19 protein-coding genes are annotated in these 16973 nt (G+C 56.7%); 9 read left to right on the top strand and 10 right to left on the bottom strand.

Translation table 11 applies throughout. The features are described 5' to 3' along the window. Nucleotides 1-30: 30 nt before the first annotated feature. The 4 genes from FY156_16360 to FY156_16375 form a co-directional block, all read right to left on the bottom strand. Nucleotides 31-399, bottom strand: a complete 369-nt coding sequence (locus FY156_16360; protein ID UXS02930.1) for a septal ring lytic transglycosylase RlpA family protein — start codon at nucleotides 397-399, stop codon at nucleotides 31-33. Between the two features lie 425 nt (nucleotides 400-824). Next, nucleotides 825-1697, bottom strand: a complete 873-nt coding sequence (locus tag FY156_16365) for an SDR family oxidoreductase (GenBank protein ID UXS02931.1) — start codon at nucleotides 1695-1697, stop codon at nucleotides 825-827. A 3-nt stretch (nucleotides 1698-1700) separates the two neighbouring features. After that, a complete protein-coding gene (gene queG / locus FY156_16370) occupies nucleotides 1701-2849 on the bottom strand; it encodes a tRNA epoxyqueuosine(34) reductase QueG (GenBank protein ID UXS03184.1) in 1149 nt (382 codons plus the stop codon). Nucleotides 2850-2931: 82 nt separating this feature from the next. Then, nucleotides 2932-3624 carry a glutathione S-transferase family protein gene (locus tag FY156_16375; protein UXS02932.1) on the bottom strand — a complete coding sequence of 231 codons (693 nt, stop codon included), beginning with the start codon at nucleotides 3622-3624 and terminating at the stop codon, nucleotides 2932-2934. 157 nt (nucleotides 3625-3781) lie between these two features. Here FY156_16375 and FY156_16380 point away from each other — a divergent pair, with 157 nt between their 5' ends. Further along, nucleotides 3782-4588: an undecaprenyl-diphosphate phosphatase gene (locus tag FY156_16380; protein ID UXS02933.1), complete on the top strand. Its 807-nt coding sequence runs from the start codon at nucleotides 3782-3784 to the stop codon at nucleotides 4586-4588. Nucleotides 4589-5116: 528 nt separating this feature from the next. Here the strand turns inward: FY156_16380 and FY156_16385 are convergent. The 6 genes from FY156_16385 to FY156_16410 form a co-directional block, all read right to left on the bottom strand. Next, nucleotides 5117-6097, bottom strand: a complete 981-nt coding sequence (locus tag FY156_16385) for a complex I NDUFA9 subunit family protein (protein ID UXS02934.1) — start codon at nucleotides 6095-6097, stop codon at nucleotides 5117-5119. A 121-nt stretch (nucleotides 6098-6218) separates the two neighbouring features. Beyond that, the gene (locus FY156_16390; protein UXS02935.1) at nucleotides 6219-6506 is read right to left on the bottom strand and encodes a DUF1330 domain-containing protein; all 288 of its coding nucleotides are present in this window, start codon (nucleotides 6504-6506) and stop codon (nucleotides 6219-6221) included. A gap of 23 nt (nucleotides 6507-6529) precedes the next feature. After that, on the bottom strand, nucleotides 6530-7237 hold the full coding sequence (pyrF, locus tag FY156_16395; protein UXS02936.1) for an orotidine-5'-phosphate decarboxylase: 708 nt from the start codon (nucleotides 7235-7237) through the stop codon (nucleotides 6530-6532). A 4-nt stretch (nucleotides 7238-7241) separates the two neighbouring features. After that, a complete protein-coding gene (locus tag FY156_16400; protein ID UXS02937.1) occupies nucleotides 7242-7823 on the bottom strand; it encodes a histidine phosphatase family protein in 582 nt (193 codons plus the stop codon). 15 nt (nucleotides 7824-7838) lie between these two features. Continuing rightward, nucleotides 7839-8432, bottom strand: coding sequence for a methyltransferase domain-containing protein (locus tag FY156_16405; protein UXS02938.1), 594 nt, complete (start codon nucleotides 8430-8432; stop codon nucleotides 7839-7841). A gap of 191 nt (nucleotides 8433-8623) precedes the next feature. Further along, nucleotides 8624-9742: a DNA polymerase III subunit beta gene (locus FY156_16410; GenBank protein ID UXS02939.1), complete on the bottom strand. Its 1119-nt coding sequence runs from the start codon at nucleotides 9740-9742 to the stop codon at nucleotides 8624-8626. Nucleotides 9743-9987: 245 nt separating this feature from the next. On the opposite strand from FY156_16410, the gene rsmI reads away from it, so the two are divergent. The 8 genes from rsmI to FY156_16450 all read left to right on the top strand — a co-directional run bounded on the left by rsmI (nucleotide 9988) and on the right by FY156_16450 (nucleotide 16942). Then, a complete protein-coding gene (rsmI, locus tag FY156_16415) occupies nucleotides 9988-10926 on the top strand; it encodes a 16S rRNA (cytidine(1402)-2'-O)-methyltransferase (protein ID UXS02940.1) in 939 nt (312 codons plus the stop codon). Further along, nucleotides 10916-11284, top strand: coding sequence for a YraN family protein (locus FY156_16420; GenBank protein UXS02941.1), 369 nt, complete (start codon nucleotides 10916-10918; stop codon nucleotides 11282-11284). Before rsmI ends, FY156_16420 begins: the two co-directional genes overlap by 11 nt. Before the next feature lie 11 nt (nucleotides 11285-11295). Next, a complete protein-coding gene (locus FY156_16425; GenBank protein ID UXS02942.1) occupies nucleotides 11296-11856 on the top strand; it encodes a sugar O-acetyltransferase in 561 nt (186 codons plus the stop codon). Between the two features lie 144 nt (nucleotides 11857-12000). Further along, nucleotides 12001-13299, top strand: coding sequence for an extracellular solute-binding protein (locus FY156_16430; protein ID UXS02943.1), 1299 nt, complete (start codon nucleotides 12001-12003; stop codon nucleotides 13297-13299). A gap of 77 nt (nucleotides 13300-13376) precedes the next feature. After that, the gene (locus tag FY156_16435; protein ID UXS02944.1) at nucleotides 13377-14348 is read left to right on the top strand and encodes an ABC transporter permease subunit; all 972 of its coding nucleotides are present in this window, start codon (nucleotides 13377-13379) and stop codon (nucleotides 14346-14348) included. Nucleotides 14349-14366: 18 nt separating this feature from the next. Next, the gene (ugpE, locus tag FY156_16440) at nucleotides 14367-15209 is read left to right on the top strand and encodes a sn-glycerol-3-phosphate ABC transporter permease UgpE (protein ID UXS02945.1); all 843 of its coding nucleotides are present in this window, start codon (nucleotides 14367-14369) and stop codon (nucleotides 15207-15209) included. An 11-nt stretch (nucleotides 15210-15220) separates the two neighbouring features. After that, complete coding sequence (locus FY156_16445; protein ID UXS02946.1) at nucleotides 15221-16321, top strand: sn-glycerol-3-phosphate import ATP-binding protein UgpC; 1101 nt, start codon at nucleotides 15221-15223, stop codon at nucleotides 16319-16321. A gap of 108 nt (nucleotides 16322-16429) precedes the next feature. Beyond that, on the top strand, nucleotides 16430-16942 hold the full coding sequence (locus FY156_16450) for a cupin domain-containing protein (GenBank protein UXS02947.1): 513 nt from the start codon (nucleotides 16430-16432) through the stop codon (nucleotides 16940-16942). Nucleotides 16943-16973: the final 31 nt, after the last annotated feature.

Consider the following 16973-nt stretch of genomic DNA (forward strand, 5'->3'; position numbering starts at 1 on the left):
GGTAGACGCGAATGGCGGCGAGGGCAAGGCTCATTTGGCGGAAACGATCTCGTAGCAAACCTTGGCCGTACCGGAACTGATCATGCCGATATGATTGGCGGCTGCCTTGGACAGGTCGAGAACACGACCCTTGATGAACGGTCCGCGATCATTGATGCGGACGACAACGGCTTTGCCGTTACGGGCATTGGTGACCTTGACCTTGGTGCCGAACCGCAGCGAACGATGTGCCGCGGTAAGATGAGCAGCGTTCATACGCTCGCCCGAAGCAGTCTTGGAGCTCAACGCATACCACGATGCGCCCCCGCAACCGTTTGCCGCAGACGCCTGAAGAGGCGCGATGATGGAACAGACGGCAATAGTTGCAGCGGTGAAAGTTATACGGCGGATGTTCAACAAACTGTGCTTCCCTGATACTCGGCCCCGCGCCGATTGAATTTGCCCTTGCTTGAAAGCCATTGAGCGGCTTGAACGCGTTTGAATGCGTGATTGTAGGGCGAGGGAAAAATGGCGAAAAAAAGCTGAATTCCAATCACGAACTGTTACAGCTTGTAACATTCGTGATCGCGTTTGGAGAACCCATGCGGATGAAGTTTTGCGCAAAACTGGAAAAAGTAACGCGGAATCAACGCCAAAGCGGAATAGCGTTGCTACTCTCGAATTTGTGAATCGAGTTCACGAAATGTGAGTGAAATATTTTTCTAATAGCTACGATTTTAGCGAATCGCGCCTAGTTAATAAAATCATAATAGGCAGAAATGCGACGAAATCTATCCCGAAAAATGGCTTTGGAAGGATTTTTCATCGCTTTCAAGGTCGCGATTTCAGCCCCGCCAAACGCCGTCTTGCCAGAGTTGCTCGAGCGACATTCGGTAGTTGGGAAACTCGAAATCGAAGCCAAGCGCACTAAGTTTTCCATTCGAAACGCGCTTGTTCTCACCATAGAAGGAACGCGCCATCGGCGTCAGTTCAGCGGTCTCGAAGGCTTGTTCGGGCGGTGGCTCTTTCCCCATCAGGGACGCGGCATAGGTCACCACATCCTGCGGCGGCGCCGGCTCGTCATCGGTGATATTGAAGATGCCATCCTCGTTGCGTCGTAACAAAAAAGCACCGGCAGATCCGATATCCTCGACACGGATACGGTTGAAAACCTGGCCGGTTTTTACCAGCCGCCGGGCAATACCCTTTTCGAAATTGACGAAAGCGTTGCGGCTCGGCCCATAGATGCCGGACAATCGCAGCACGGCAAGAGGTAGGTTGGCTTTGAGAGCTGCGGTCGACCAGGCATTTTCTGCGGCCAGTCTCTCCACCGACCGGCTTGAAACGGGTCGGCATGGGCTGTCCTCATCGACCCAGGCGCCGTCGTGGTCGCCGTAGACGCCGACAGTTGAAAGATACGCAACCCATCTCAGTTCCGGGAAAAACCGCCTTAGATCCCCTTCGGTCAGCCGCAACAACGGGTCGTCGTCGTTCTTTGGCGCGATTGACTGAAAAAGATGAGTGGTCGTGCGCATCGCCTTCAGCAGTTCATCACCGAGCGTTTCACCGTCGAAGAGATGTGGCCACATTCCAGCCGTCGAAAGGCTCGCGAATTTCTCGGGACTGCGCGTTGTCCCGTAGATGCGTTCGGAGTCAGGCTCCAGAGAGGCTGCAATCGCTTTGCCTGAATATCCTGCACCGAAAATCATGACTTGCATGGTTCACGCCTCTGCCTGCTGCCATTCATTCATCACGTCCGGATCTGTCTCCGAGGCGCGTGTTGCAGCGTAAGCATGGAATTCGGCCCTGTCCATAAGCTGCGACAGTGCCCAGATTGCCATGCCGCGAACGTCCGGTGACGGGTCTTCCGCAAGCTGTCTGCATTGAGGCATAAATCGCCTGTCGCCGGAATTGCCTGCAGCAATCAGGACATTGCGCACGAAGCGGTTCCGCCCGATACGTTTGACAGGCGATCCGCTGAAAAAGCTTCGGAAGGTCGGATCGTCCAGCGTCAGGAGAAACGCGATGGAGGGTTCTTTCAGGTCGTCGCGCGCCTGAAGTTTCATTTCCGAGGCGCTGGCTGCGAACTTGTTCCAGGGACAGGCCGCAAGACAGTCGTCGCACCCGTAGATGCGGTTGCCGATCATCGGACGGAATTCGTGCGGGATCGGACCTTTGTGTTCGATCGTGAGGTAGGAGATGCACCGCCGCGCGTCGAGTTGATAGGGGGCGGGAAACGCGTTGGTCGGGCAGGCGTCCAGACAGGCCCGGCATGAACCGCAATGGTCCTTCTCCGGTTCATCCGGACAGAGTTCTGCGGTGGTGAACATGCTACCCAGAAAGAGCCAGGAGCCATGTGTACGGCTGACGAGGTTGGTATGCTTTCCTTGCCAGCCGAGACCGGCTGCCGCCGCCAACGGTTTTTCCATCACGGGCGCTGTGTCCACGAAGACTTTGACGTCTTCACCGGCGCGCGCGGCAAAGCGGGTGGCAATTTCCTTTAGCCGCCCCTTGATCACATCGTGGTAATCGCGGTTGCGGGCATAAACCGAAATGGCGGCTTTATCGGGTTTTTGCAAAATGGGGCGTGGATCTTCATCGGGTCCGTAGTTCAGTCCGAACATCACGATGGAGCGAACATCGCCCCACAACGTCTTCGGTGTCGCGCGACGTGCCTCTGTTTCCTCCATCCACGCCATGGTGCCGTGGTAGCCGCTTTCGAGAAATGCGCGCAGCCGGTCTGGCGCAAGCGGTATGCTGTCCGGGGTGGTTATGCGGCACAAATCGAAGCCAAGCGAAAGCGCTTCCTGACGGACGAAGTCCGTCAGCTTGCGTGCGCGTAACCGCTGCTTCTCGCTCGCAACGTCGATGATCGTGCCTCCCGCTGGCCGTAGTGCCCTGATTATAGATAGTGGCTAACCGGCAGCAATCGAGCCTGAAAAGGATTGTCTCTCAGAAATCCAGGTCGGCGTAGTGAGAGGACGGAGCAAGCCGGGGAATGCGTTCGCTCAGGAATTGACGGAAAGAAGGACGGGATTTTACCCGCTGATACCATTCTTTCGCGATCGGTGCTTCGAGCCAGTTGATCTCACCCAGATAGTCGAGAACCGACACTGCCGATGCCGCTGCAAGATCCGCGTAGCTCAGCCGATCACCGGCAAGCCAGGTCCGGGAGCCGGCCAGCCATTCCAGATACTTGATGTGCTGGCGGATATTGTTGCGGGCGGTGCGCAGCAGTTTGGAATCCGGAGGACCACCGCCTTGAGCGGCCGTCATCTGCAGCTTGTAGACGCGCTCGCGCACCAATGGTCTGGTTACGTCGTTTTCCATCTTCTGCAAAAACCACTCTGTCAGGCGGCGGATTTCGGCGCGCTGGAATGGGTCTTCCGCCAGAAGGCGCCTGTCACGCTTCAACACGCCATGCGTTTCGTCAAGAAACTCGGCCAGCACATAGGGGCCGCTGAGCGAACGCATGTTGTCGTCAACATAGACGGGCAGGGTGCCGGCAGGATTGAGCGCCAGGAACTCCCGACGTCTCTCCCATGGTTGCTCCTCCACGAGATCGGTCTGGAAACCGTATTCCGCAAGGATCAGCCGAACAAACCGGGATGCGGTCGACATCGGAGAATGATAGAGAGTTGGCATTGGTACTCGAATTTGTGATTGGGGTTCATGTCCGGCGTCCGCCGAAGACATTTTCAGTTTCGCTTCATCAAGACGCTATAAAAGCGCGGGCACTTTAAAACAAGTTTAACGCAATTTCTTTCAATCCTCATCTCTTCCTGAAAATCAAGGAGATCTCATGGGCGACCAATCGATCATCAGTGCGCTTCTACTGGGGATAATCGAAGGTCTGACGGAGTTCATTCCCGTTTCCTCAACGGCGCATGTCCTGCTCGCCGGTCACTTTCTCGGCTTCAAGTCACCCGGCAATACCTTTGCAGTGCTGATCCAGCTCGGCGCGATCCTCGCCATTCTTCTGGTGTATTTTCAAAAGCTTGTGTCGATCGCTCTATCGTTGCCGACAAGTCAGAAGGCGCGTCGGTTCGTGTTGGCCGTGCTGCTCGCTTTCCTGCCTGCAGCCGTTATCGGCGCCATCGCGCATGATTTCATCAAGTCGGTGCTGTTTGAAACTCCGATGCTTATCTGCATTGTGCTGATCCTCGGTGGGATCATCCTTCTTGCTGTCGATCGCATGCCCATCAAACCGAAATATACAGATGTCATGGACTATCCGCCCTCGCTCGCCTTCAAGATTGGACTTTTCCAGTGCCTTGCAATGATTCCGGGAACGTCGCGTTCCGGCGCCACCATTGTGGGCTCGCTGTTGATGGGAACAGATAAACGTTCGGCCGCAGAGTTTTCGTTCTTCCTTGCCATGCCGACGATGCTCGGCGCCTTTGTGCTCGATCTTTACAAGAACAGGGACGCACTGACGTTTGATGACGGCGCGTTGATTGCCGTCGGTTTTATCGCAGCCTTCGTATCGGGCCTGTTTGTCGTGCGTTCGCTGCTGGATTTTGTCTCGCGCCGCGGTTTCGCACCCTTTGCCTGGTGGCGGATTGCCATCGGCACGCTGGGGCTTATTGCGTTGCTGCTGTTCGGCTGAACATCAACCCTGCCATCCGTCCATCAAAAAAGCGCCCCGGAATATCCGGCGGCGCTTTTTTCAAATCGTCATGAATTCGATCAGTTGGTTTTGATCGACGCCGTTGCGCAAGGGTCAACGCCGTATGCCGGTGAACAACCGCTCTTACCTGCTGCAACCGTACCCGGCGCCATGAAAGAACCCGCCAGAACCACCAAAGCCGCACACGCAAAAAAGAGTGCGATAGATCTGCCCATTTTATTGTTGCCTTTCAGACATTTGTTCGCGCGGAGCACACCGCGTTCAGTGAAGTTGAGGGTTCGGGAATATGCTTTGATTGTGGCCAATATCAATAAACCAGGTTGCTGAATACCGGGTTAATGCGAAGTATTTTCCACAGTTGCGCTTGTGCCACGCTTGCCTTGCCGCAGGCGGCTTTCATCGTTTTTTTTGCATTCGGTAGGCGGTTTTTTGAACACGACAATTCATCCCTTCCAATTGGAGGGTCAAACGCGCCAGAGAGGGAATGGTTGCGCCTGAAGCGATGCTTCAGGCCGCTTTGCCGGCATTGGAGAACTGGCCGTGCTGCCGGTACTGAACCATGTAGGATGGCAGAACCGAAGCGACGCGAACGGGCGTAATGCCGATGCCTTCCAGCGTCAGGCCATTCTTGTCGGCGTCTGCGGAGACCACATTGTCCTTTTTCAGCATAGTGACTTGGTCTGCGGTCAAGGGCGGTGCGATGAGCGGGACAAGCGAGGCGACCTTGCCGATCAGCGATGCAACGCCAAAGGGCAGGTTCACGAACGGACGCTCACGATACGTCGCCGAAAGAACGGCCTCAAGACAGTCGCGGAACGTCATGACGTCCTGACCACCGAGTTCGTAGATCGCGCCGGGCTTCAGCTTGCCGTCGACACTGCGGGCGACAGCTTCCGCGACGTCTTCGACGTAGACAGGCTGGAATTTCGTTTTGCCACCGCCGATCAGCGGCAGGAATGGCAACGAACGGGCCATCTTGGCAAATTTGTTGAAGAAGTCGTCTTCAGGCCCGAACACGATCGATGGACGCAGGATCACGGCACTGGGCAGGATGGACAGGATAGCAGCCTCAGCGCGGCCCTTGGTGCGACCATAACCCGTCGTGGAGCCGGCATCTGCACCGATGGCAGAGATATGCGTCAGGGTTGCTCCGGCGTCGCGTGCGGCTTCGGCAATCGTCTTGGCACCGAATTCCTGTACGGCGTCAAAGGTGTTGCGGCCACTCTCAGCCAGAATGCCAACGCAGTTGACGACGTGATCAGCGTCCGCAATCGCTTTGACAACCGAGTCACGGTAACGCAGGTTCGCCTGTGCGAAAGAAATCTGGCCGACATTGCCGAGTGGCTGCAGGAAGCCCGCGAGATCCGGCCTGCGGACTGCGACACGGATACGGTAGCCACGCTTCGCCAGCATTCGCACGACATGCCGCCCGACGAAACCCGAACCGCCAAAAACGGTGACGAGAGGTGGAAGGTTGGCCAAGGTCATGGGAAGGCTCCTCAGAGGCTGTAGATAAAGCGTTTTTTGTCTCTTAGCTCAAAGCTGCGCGCTCGTGAAGACATGTTGTCGCAGGCAATTGTGCTGTTTTGGGCAAGCGGTTTGATTGTCGTCAAATACCTTCGACAACGACAAATTCGGCGTCGGCAATTTCCTGACGGATTTTGGCAGCCGCCTGGTATTCCGGCGAATTGTAGCAATCGACCGCGTGTTGCACGGAAGGAAACTCGATAACGACGTTGCGTGCGCGAGATTTGCCTTCCAGTTCCGTCGAAAAGCCACCACGAGCAAGGAAATTCGCTCCGAAGCGCTCGAATGCCGGCTTCGCCGTCGATACATAATCCTTGTACCGCTCAGCGTCGCGGACATCCACGCGCGCGATCCAGTATCCCTTGGCCATGTTTGTCTCCTCCCTCTTATGATTTAGTTGTTTGCCGGAAAGCTTGCGCGCAGCATTTCGTCCAGAATGGCACGGGCCGCTGCCTTCGGATCGTCCGCTTTGACGATCGGGCGGCCAACGACGAGATGGCTGGAGCCCGCCTTGATGGCATCATAAGGGGTCACCACGCGCTTCTGATCGCCTGCGTCAGCGCCGACGGGACGGATACCGGGTGTAACCACTGCAAGATCAGGGCCGAGAATTTCACGGACGGCGCCGGATTCTTCGGCTGAACAGACGATGCCGCCCATTCCGGCTTCGCGCGCCTGCTGGGCACGGCGAAGGACGAGCGAACGAGCATCCGATGCATAACCGGCGTCTGTGAGGTCCGCATCATCCATCGAGGTCAGAACCGTAACGCCAAGCAGGCACAGGCCGGAGCCTTCCGCAGCCTTGACGGCGGCGCGCATCGCTTTCGGGTAAGCGTGCAGGGTCAGCATCGACATGCCCATCTTGGCAATGTTTTCCACACCCGATGCGACGGTGTTGTCGATGTCGAGAAGCTTCATGTCGAGAAAGATCTTCTTGCCGCTCTGAGCGAGATCGCGCGCAAATTCCAGTCCGCCGGCAAACACGAGCTGATAACCGATCTTGTAGAAGAGGACTTCGTCGCCGATCTTCGAAACGATGTTTTCGGCCTCTTTTACAGTCGGAACGTCGAGCCCGACGATCAAGCGTTCGCGTGCGGTCATTATCTTATCCCTGCCATGTTTCCATTGCCGTCCAGTCGCATGTGATGCGCCTGTCCGCAAGGGAAAAACCGAAAAGATTGCCCCCGCCAGCCGGCTGATCGTGGTTGCGCCGGATCGGCTGCTGCGCGAGGTGGCATTTCAGCAGCGTTCCCACGCCGCCGTGGCCGACAAAGGCGATCGCTATCTCCGGTGGATGATCTGCAAGAATGGCGTCGACAGCGGCAACGATGCGGTTTTGCGCATCCACCGCACGCTCCCATCCGTGGAAACTTTCGGTCGGATGCGCGAAAAACCAGTCTGCGGCCTTTTCGAACGCCGGCGGCGGCAGGAAGCCAGTGGCCGAACGATCGTTCTCGTGCATGGCCGCAACTGTCTGGACAGGTGCGCCGCTCGCCTCTGCGAGGATGCGGGCCGTTTCGATCGCCTTGGTCTCCTCGCTTGAAACGATACAACCAAGTCGTCGCGCCCAGGGCAGGCGGCTGGCCTTGAGGGCGCGTTCTGCGCCGAGATCGGACAGTCCCCATTCGGGAACGGGGACGTCGGGATCAATCTTGACCTGAGGGTGAGTGATGTAGAGCGCAAACATGCGCCCGACGATATGTCAGGCGCGCGTGTAGGTCCACAATTGCGCAGGCGGAATATTGCGGACGATAAAATCGAAATGGCGGATGTGGTAAAGGTGGGGTTGCGCCACGATGGGGGAAACCGGACCATAGGAAATCTGTACGACCGGGCGACCGTGGGGAATACGGTTCAGGAGCTCGTCGAGAAGCTTGATGCGCGCCGCCATCGGAAAGTTCAGCATCGGTACGGCTGAGATCACACAGTCGAACATCTGGCTTTTGTCTGCGCCGAGCGTTGTGTTGAGGTCGAAGGCGTCACCGTTGACGAAGTTCACACCAGGATAGCTCTTCAGAAGCTGCAGATAGAAGTCGCTGGAATATTCAATTGCAGTGAGGTTTTCAGGCTTGATGCCGCGCGCCAGAATGGCTTTGGTGATGACGCCCGTGCCCGGCCCGAGTTCTAGAACCGGCAGACCCGAATGCGGGTTGATGACACTCGCCATTTTCTTTGCGGTGATCGAGGAGGTTGGAACAATAGCGCCGACCTTCTTTGGCTGGTTGACCATCCCCTTGAAAAACCGGATCTCTTCCTCAAATTTTCTTTCGAAGCGCTGTTTCAGGTTTAGAGCCATAGTCCCCTCAGATTTGGTCATTGTCAAAAAACGGTCACAGCAATGTTGACCCCATTTGCCGCAAAAACAAGGCAAAATGTCGTAATTGGGAAAATTCGATCACGCTGATGTGTAGTCGCGAATCGAAATAAAAAAGCGCCGGAGACGTGGTCTTCGGCGCTTGCGATCGATTTTGATGATAATTGGTCGTTTTAGACGCGCATCGGCATCAAAACATAGAGTGCGTCGTCACCGGCAGTGTCGCGAACGAGCGTCGGTGAGCCCGCATCCGCCAGAAGGAAGATCGCGTCTTCACCGGAGAGCTGCGACGTGATGTCGAGCAGATATTTGGCGTTGAAGCCGATTTCCATCGAATCATGCTCATATCCGACAGCGACTTCTTCCGTTGCGCTGCCCGAATCAGGGTTGTTCACCGTCAGCGTCAACTGACCGTCCGTCAGGGCCAGTTTTACAGCGCGGCCGCGTTCGGACGAGATGGTCGATACACGGTCAACAGCCTGAGCGAAGGTCTGGCAATCGACGCGCATTTCCTTGTCGTTGTTCGTCGGGATGACGCGCTGATAGTCAGGGAATGTTCCGTCGATCAGCTTCGACGTCATGACGATCGAGCCGATGGTAAGGCGGATCTTGGCGTCGGAGACTTCAACCGTGACTTCGATTTCCGGATTGTCGACCAGCTTCTGCAATTCGCCAACGGTCTTGCGCGGAATGATGATGCCGGGCATGCCTTCCGAACCGGAGGGAGCATCCACGTCGGCACGCGCCAGACGATGGCCGTCCGTCGCCACGGCGCGCAGCTTCAGGTCGCCCTTGCTTTCGATGGTGTGGAAGAAAATGCCATTCAGATAATAGCGCGTTTCCTCGGTGGAAATCGCAAACTGGGTGCGATCAATCAGCATCTTCAGATCGGTCGCTTTCAGCTTGAAGGTGTGGCTGAAGGTGCCGGCAGTCAGATCGGGGAAGTCGCCTTCCGGCAGGCATTGCAGCGAGAATTTCGACCGACCGGAAGCGACAGTCATGGTCGAACCGTCCGGATTGGTGGCCAGAAGCACTTCGGAACCATCTGGCAGTTTGCGGACGATTTCGTAAAGCAGATGTGCCGGAACGGTCGTCGCGCCAGCCTGCTCGACCATCGCAGGGGTTGCTTCAGTGATTTCCAGATCGAGGTCCGTCGCCTTCATGTCGAGATTGGCGCCGGAAGCGCGCAAAAGCACGTTGGAGAGGATCGGAATCGTATTGCGACGCTCGACGACCCGGTGGACGTGGTTCAGCGATTTCAGAAGGTTGGACCGCTCAAGAGTAATACGCATGGACGCTACCGCTTTCAACCGTTGCGACCCGGCCGCCGCCGGATCGGCAAAAAGAGTCATGTCCGGCCGGGAAGCCGGATGATGTGGACGGGCAAAATGGCAGAGTTATTGTCGAAAATGCAAGAGGCGAGTGAGCCCGCAACGTTTCATTTTGGTGCTATACAGCTCGATCCACAGGTTAGGGTGGCTCTTGGGCCTTGTTCGCCGGTTTTCTATTCCCCATAAAGGGTTGAAAATACCAAGGATTGGAATGGCGTGTGACGGAAGACGTATCCCACAGCGGTAGCAACAGTGCTGCGAAGAGTTTCAGGATAGGGACGGCAACTGTTCCGGCGCGGCCAATTGAATCCGCGCTCTATCTGGTTGCCACGCCGATCGGAAATCTTGGCGACATTACCTTGCGCGCGTTGGAGACCCTGGCGTCGGCCGATGTTCTGGCCTGTGAGGATACCCGCGTTACCCGCGTTCTCCTGGAGCGTTACGGCATTCGTACGCGTCCCATCGCCTATCATGAGCACAATGCGCAGGAAGCCGGGCCAAAGCTGATTGCAGCGCTTGAAGCTGGAAAATCGGTGGCGCTCGTTTCCGATGCAGGAACGCCGCTGGTATCCGACCCTGGATATCGTCTTGGTCAACTGGCCCTTGAAGCAGGGCATCGCGTCGTTCCAATTCCGGGTGCATCGGCACCGCTCGCCGCCCTCGTCGGGTCGGGCATGCCAAGTGATGCCTTTCTGTTTGCAGGTTTTCTGCCCGTCAAGGATCGTGGCAAGCGGGACCGTTTTTCGGAACTGGCAAAGATCCCTGCGACGCTGATCTTCTTTGAATCGCCACATCGCATTGCCGCAACGGTGAAAGTTGCCTCGGAGGTGCTGGGTCGGGATCGCCGCGCGGTCGTGTGTCGCGAACTGACCAAAACCTTCGAGGAATTCCGACGCGGCACATTGGGTGAGCTGGCCGACTATTATCATGATGGTCGCGCTGTGAAGGGCGAAATCGTGCTGCTCATCGAGCCTCCTTCCTACGACGAAATTCCAGATATCGAGGATGTCGAAAAGCTGCTGAAGGATCTGGTTTCCACCATGCCCGCCGCCAAGGCCGCCGGCGAGGCGGCAAAGCTTACGGGCCTTCCGCGCAAGGAGCTTTACCAGCGGCTTCTTGATATGAAGGATGCTGATGGCAAGTGAGCCGCTTGAGAGGAAAAGACGGCGCGCTGAACGGCGTGGCCACACCGCCGAATACTGGGCGGCTCTTTATCTCATGCTCAAGGGTTACCGCATTCTCGCCATTCGTTACCGAACGCGTCTCGGAGAAATCGATCTCGTTGCGCGCAAGAAAAATGTCGTTGCCATCATTGAGGTCAAGGCGAGGCGCTCGGTCAATGGCGCCGTCGACGCGGTCGGCTGGCATTCACAGCAGCGCATTCGTGCCGCTGCCGATATCTGGCTGTCCCGTCGCAAGGATTTTAGCGAGCTTTCCGTGCGGTTCGATATCGTTGCCGTCATGCCGCGCCGCCTGCCGAGACACTTTGTCGATGCGTTTTAAGAGGAAACACCATGTCCGGTGAACGGGAAAAAATGGCTGCTGGCGAATGGTATTCTTGTCTGGACGATGAGCTCGACGCTTTGCGAAAAATGGCTCGCCGCGCTGTTCATCAGCATAATACGATGCCACCGGATGAGCGCGCCTCAATGGCGCCGTTGCTGCACTCGCTTTTTTCCTCCGCTTCGGCAAGTGCGTTCATCGAAGCGCCTTTTCATTGCAGCTATGGTTTCAATATTACCCTTGGCGAGAACATCTATCTGAACGCCGGCTGCGCGATTCTCGATTCTGCACCCGTACATATTGGCGACGGTTCCATGCTTGGACCGGGCGTGCAGGTCTATTGTGCAGAACACCACAAGGATACGGTTTTGCGATCGAAAGGCATCGAGATCGCCAAGCCGGTGACCATTGGCAAGGATGTCTGGATCGGCGGCGGCGCCATCATCTTAGCCGGCGTTACCATCGGTGATGGTGCCATCGTCGGTGCCGGTTCCGTGGTCACGAGGAACGTCGCGCCAGCTACAACCGTAGTTGGTAATCCAGCGCGTGCGGTTCAGCACAAAATTGCCTGAGCAGCCGCATTTCGTGCTTTTGCCGAACGAACGCATCACGTCATGGTGGTGTGTAACAAATCTGCAATAAAACTGTAAAAGTCCCGTCACGGAACAAGCCTATTCGCATCCTCACCCAACCACGGGCGGTAGAGGATCGAAAAGATGATCAAGAAATTTTCCATGGCTGTGATGGCCGTCAGTGTATCCGCAACGTCTTCCATGGCTGCTACCAACATTACCTGGTGGCACGGCATGGGCGGTCGTAACGGCGAAGTCATCAACGAAGTTTCGCAGAAATTCAATGAAGCCCAGAAAGAGTGCGCGCTGACGCCGGTTTCCAAGGGCTCTTACGAAGAAGCGCTCGCAAGCGGCATCGCTGCTTTCCGTTCTGGCGAACAGCCGAACATCCTTCAGGTCTTTGATGCTGGCGCTGCCACCATCATCAACGCCAAGGGCGCCGTCATTCCGGCGGAAGACCTGATCAACAAGGCTGGTTACAAGTTTGAACGTGACGCCTTCATCAACGGCGTTCGTTATTTCTACGCTGCTGCTGATGGCAAGTTCGTCGGCATGCCGTTTAACTCGTCCGCGCCGATCATGTACGTCAACCAGGAAGCCTTCAAGAAGGCGGGCGTTTCGGTTCCAAAGACCTGGGAAGAGTTTGAAACCATCGCGCCGAAGCTGAAGGAAGCCGGCTACACCGCGCTTACCGCTTCGCAGCTCACATGGCAGTTCACTGAAAACTTCTTCTCGCGCCAGAACCTGCAGTTCGCCACGAACAACAACGGTTACGACAGCGTTGCCGGCACCGAGATGAAGCTGACCGACCCGAACCTCGTCATGATGTTCGAAAAGCTGAAGACCTGGAAGGATGAAGGTTACTTCGGTTATTACGGCGCAGGCTGGAACGACAACCAGAAGCCGTTTGAAGAAGGCAAGGTTGCCATGTGGATCGGTTCGTCCGGTTCGTTCGGTGGTCTGAAGAAGACCGCAACTATGCCGTTCTCGGCTGATTTCCTGCCTTACTGGAGCTCGATCAAGGGTGCCGGCACCAACACCTTCATCGGTGGTGCAGCTCTGTTCGCAATGTCTGGCAAGTCTGATGCGGAAAACAAGTGCGTTGCCGACTTCTTCCAGTTCCTGACCTCGCCTGAGATCCAGAAGTTCTACCACCAGGCAACCGGTTACGTCGCCATCACCGAAGCCGCCTACGAGCTGGCCAAGAAGGAAGGCTACTATGAGAAGGAGCCTGTTGCCGAAGTTGGCATCAAGCAGCTGATGCTGCCCGGCGGCGAATGGTCCAAGGGTTACCGCCTTGGCTTCTACCCGCAGATCCGCTCGATCATGGAGCGCGAATACAATCGCATTTTCGCTGGTGAAACCACTGTGAAGCAGGGCTTCGAAACCATCGAGAAGGAAGGCAACGAACTTCTCGCGCGCTTCGCAAAGACCGCTGGCTGATAAGCCCTTACGGACTGTGAAACCAACAGGGGCCTCCTTCACACGAAGGGGGTCCCATTCTCGATAGGGGACCGCGCGTGGCCTATACTCCTTCACAACCTCGTTTGAGCCGGTTTATCCCCGGTTTGTCAGCGGGCGCCAAGAAAGCGCCGGTCGAGCAGGCTGGCGCCAAGCGTGTCCAGTTCTCGTCGTCCTACGTTCCTTATCTTTTCCTGGCGCCGCAACTCGCGGTGATCTTCATCTTCTTCTACTGGCCGTCCGTTCAGGCGGTGCAGTCTTCGTTCTACATCGAAGACCCCTTTGGTTTCGGCTCGACCTTCGTTGGCATGAGCAACTATTGGGACGTGATGTTCAGCCCTGAATATCTTGGTATCGCCAAGTTCACGGTTGTCTTCACCGTGCTTGTTACCTTCTTTTCGCTTGCGCTGGGGCTGCTGCTCGCGGTCAAGGCCGATGCGGTCATCCGCGGCAGCTCGACCTACAAGACCTTGCTGATCTCTGTTTATGCGATCGCTCCACCGGTCGCCGGCCTGATCGGCATGATGTTCTTCGACCAGCATATCGGTCCCTTTGTGAAACTGGCGTCCTGGTTCGGTTGGGACATGCGCGTCGGTCTGAATTATTACGACACCGCTTTCGCCATGATCGTCGTCGCTGTCTGGAAGCAGATACCCTACAATTTCATCTTCTTCCTGTCTGGCCTTCAGGGCGTTCCGGTTTCCGTGCGCGAAGCAGCCACGATCGACTGCCGATCCGGTTTTCGCCGTTTCTGGACGGTCACCCTGCCGCTCCTTGCGCCGACAGCCTTCTTCCTGCTGATCATCAACATCACCTACGCGCTTTTCGACACCTTTGGCGTGATCGACGTGATGGTGAAGGACAAGCCGGCCAACAACCCGATCACGCTTGTCTACAAGGTCTTCATGGACGGCTTCCGCGGCAACGACATCGGCAGTTCATCTGCCCAGTCGGTCATTCTGATGCTGGTCGTTTTCGTGCTCACCATCATCCAGTTCCGCTTCCTCGAGAAGCGCATCCACTACACGTGATCGCGGGGACATAGACCAATGCACAAGACAAAACCCCTCGACCACCTGATCCTCATTCTTGGCGCGCTCTTTCTGATCGTTCCGGTGATCGTCGCGTTCATGACGTCGACCCATGAGGCCGCAGAAATTCACCGAAACGGCCTGATGATCGTTCCCGGAGACAACATGGTCGGCACCTATGAAAAGGTGCTGACCCAGAAGGGCGGCTTCACCGGCCAGATCACCGGTCTCAGCATGGTAATGAACTCGCTGATCCTCGGCATCGGTTTTGCTGTCGGCAAGATCGTACTGTCCATGACTGCCGCTTACGCCATCGTCTATTTCCGCTTCCGGTTTGCAACGCTTGCCTTCTGGATCATCTTCACGACGCTGCTGCTGCCGCTCGAAGTGCGCATCATGCCGTCCTATGAAGTGATGAGCAAACTCGGACTTCTGAACTCTTACACCGGCCTCATTGTACCGCTTCTGGCATCGGCGACCGGCACGTTCTACTTCCGTCAGTTCTTCAAGTCTGTTCCGGAAGAGCTTCTCGAGGCTGCCCGCATCGACGGCGCCGGCCCGGTGAAGTTCTTCATCGACGTACTTGTGCCCCTGTCACGGACGATGATGGCGGCAATCTTCATCATCATGTTCGTCTACGGATGGAACCAGTATCTCTGGCCCATGCTGATGACGACGGATGAGAGCTTCTTCACCCTGATGCGTGGCATCAAGTCGATCCTGCAGGTCTGGGTCGGTTCGCAAATCCCCGATTATAACGAAGCTTTCGCGCTCGCCGTTCTGGCCATGCTGCCGCCGGTGCTGATCGTCGTCATCTTCCAGCGCTGGTTCATCAAGGGCCTCACCGAAAGCGACAAGTAAAGGAATCAGAAATGGCTTCCATTGAAATCAGTCAGGTCTGCAAGGACTACGCAGGCGGCGTGCGTGCCGTCCATCATGTCGACATCGACATTGCCGACGGTGAGTTCATCGTGCTTGTCGGCCCGTCCGGTTGCGGGAAATCCACGCTGCTGCGCATGGTCGCCGGCCTTGAGGACATTTCCGAAGGCACGGTGAAGATTGGCGATCGTGCGGTTAACACTGTCGATCCGGCCGATCGCGACATCGCCATGGTCTTCCAGAACTACGCGCTTTATCCGCACATGTCCGTACGCGAAAACCTCGAATACGGTCTGAAAAACCGCAAGACACCCAAGGCGGAAATCGACGCTCGCGTTGCCGAGGCTGCCCGCATGCTGCAGCTTGAACCTTATCTTGAGCGCAAACCGCGCGCTCTGTCGGGTGGCCAGCGTCAGCGCGTCGCCATGGGTCGCGCCATCGTACGCAAGCCCGCAGCGTTCCTGTTCGATGAGCCGCTTTCCAACCTTGATGCCAAGCTTCGCGTTTCCATGCGCGGTGAGATCAAGCGCCTGCAGAAGCGTCTCGGCACAACGTCAATTTATGTAACCCACGATCAGCTTGAGGCCATGACGCTTGCGGACCGCCTGGTCGTTCTGAATGCTGGCCGCATCGAGCAGATCGGCTCACCGCTCGAGGTTTATCACACGCCTGCGTCGACCTTTGTCGCGAGTTTCATCGGTTCGCCTGCCATGAACCTGTTGAAGGGTGAACTGCATGGCGATTGCCTGGCAATCGGTCCGTCGCTGCTTTCACTCAATGGCTTTTCGCCCGCCTCGGGTCCGGTGACGGTCGGCATGCGCGCCGAGGACTTCCGTTTGGCTGCAGACGGCGAACAGGGCTTTTCCCTGCGGGTCGACTACATTGAGGAACTGGGCTCCCAGCGTCTCGTTCACGGCACGATCGGGGACCAGACACTGACGGTCGTTTTCCCGCCGGATATCGACGTTCCCGCCACGCTGCCGCTGTCGATTGCACCAGAGAAGCTGCATTTCTTCTCGTCCGAAACCGGTAAACGTCTGAACCGCACGAGCGAGCAGGCATCGTCCTCGCACGCCCAATTGCAGATGGCCTGATAACAAGTAAAAATCGGCGCAATCATTAAAATTGCGCCGATTGCTCAAACCGGTTCGTTACGGTCCCGCTGATAGAACACCTCCAATATTTTACGGGGGTTTTCTGATATGTCCTTCAAAATGATGTTTGCCGCTGCCGCAACGATGGCGATCCGCACGGTACCACTGCTGCCAGCCTATTTGCGGCAGGGAAAAGATGACGCAGTCGTCAGTGCATCCTGCACGGATTTGCGGCTGCAGTCTGCGCCCATTAATCCGGAATGGATCATCGCCGGTAATCCGCAGGCGCGCGCAGCCGACCACTCCAGAAGCGGTGACCGCGCCTCCAGCACGGCCATGTGGGATTGCACGGCGGGTGAGTTCCGTTGGTTCTTCGGTTGGGACGAAACCGTCTACATCCTTGAAGGTGAGGTACATGTAACGGCTGAAGACGGCACGGTCAGCATTCTGCGCGTTGGCGACGTCGCATACTTCCGCGCCGGAACATGGGCCACATGGCGGGTTGACAATTATGTCCGCAAGGTTGCCTTCATGCGCCGCCCGTTCCCCACCGCACTGGCGTTCGCATACCGCGTCAAGAACAAGCTTTTCTCCCGTCGTTCTTATTCTCTGGCGGCATGACCAGCGCCCGTGTGAAAGTTCAATAAAACTC

Origin of the sequence: Agrobacterium tumefaciens, assembly GCA_025559845.1 — a bacterium.
Lineage (GTDB): Bacteria > Pseudomonadota > Alphaproteobacteria > Rhizobiales > Rhizobiaceae > Agrobacterium.

Bases quoted from the DNA above. Each gene is read 5' to 3' on its own strand.
- FY156_16365 (UXS02931.1), bottom strand. From the start codon at position 1,697: ATGCAAGTCATGATTTTCGGTGCAGGATATTCAGGCAAAGCGATTGCA.
- FY156_16375 (UXS02932.1), bottom strand. From the start codon at position 3,624: ATGCCAACTCTCTATCATTCTCCGATGTCGACCGCATCCCGGTTTGTT.
- FY156_16380 (UXS02933.1), top strand. From the start codon at position 3,782: ATGGGCGACCAATCGATCATCAGTGCGCTTCTACTGGGGATAATCGAA.
- FY156_16385 (UXS02934.1), bottom strand. From the start codon at position 6,097: ATGACCTTGGCCAACCTTCCACCTCTCGTCACCGTTTTTGGCGGTTCG.
- FY156_16390 (UXS02935.1), bottom strand. From the start codon at position 6,506: ATGGCCAAGGGATACTGGATCGCGCGCGTGGATGTCCGCGACGCTGAG.
- pyrF (UXS02936.1), bottom strand. From the start codon at position 7,237: ATGACCGCACGCGAACGCTTGATCGTCGGGCTCGACGTTCCGACTGTA.
- FY156_16400 (UXS02937.1), bottom strand. From the start codon at position 7,823: ATGTTTGCGCTCTACATCACTCACCCTCAGGTCAAGATTGATCCCGAC.
- FY156_16405 (UXS02938.1), bottom strand. From the start codon at position 8,432: ATGGCTCTAAACCTGAAACAGCGCTTCGAAAGAAAATTTGAGGAAGAG.
- FY156_16410 (UXS02939.1), bottom strand. From the start codon at position 9,742: ATGCGTATTACTCTTGAGCGGTCCAACCTTCTGAAATCGCTGAACCAC.
- FY156_16420 (UXS02941.1), top strand. From the start codon at position 10,916: ATGGCAAGTGAGCCGCTTGAGAGGAAAAGACGGCGCGCTGAACGGCGT.
- FY156_16425 (UXS02942.1), top strand. From the start codon at position 11,296: ATGTCCGGTGAACGGGAAAAAATGGCTGCTGGCGAATGGTATTCTTGT.
- FY156_16430 (UXS02943.1), top strand. From the start codon at position 12,001: ATGATCAAGAAATTTTCCATGGCTGTGATGGCCGTCAGTGTATCCGCA.
- ugpE (UXS02945.1), top strand. From the start codon at position 14,367: ATGCACAAGACAAAACCCCTCGACCACCTGATCCTCATTCTTGGCGCG.
- FY156_16445 (UXS02946.1), top strand. From the start codon at position 15,221: ATGGCTTCCATTGAAATCAGTCAGGTCTGCAAGGACTACGCAGGCGGC.
- FY156_16450 (UXS02947.1), top strand. From the start codon at position 16,430: ATGTCCTTCAAAATGATGTTTGCCGCTGCCGCAACGATGGCGATCCGC.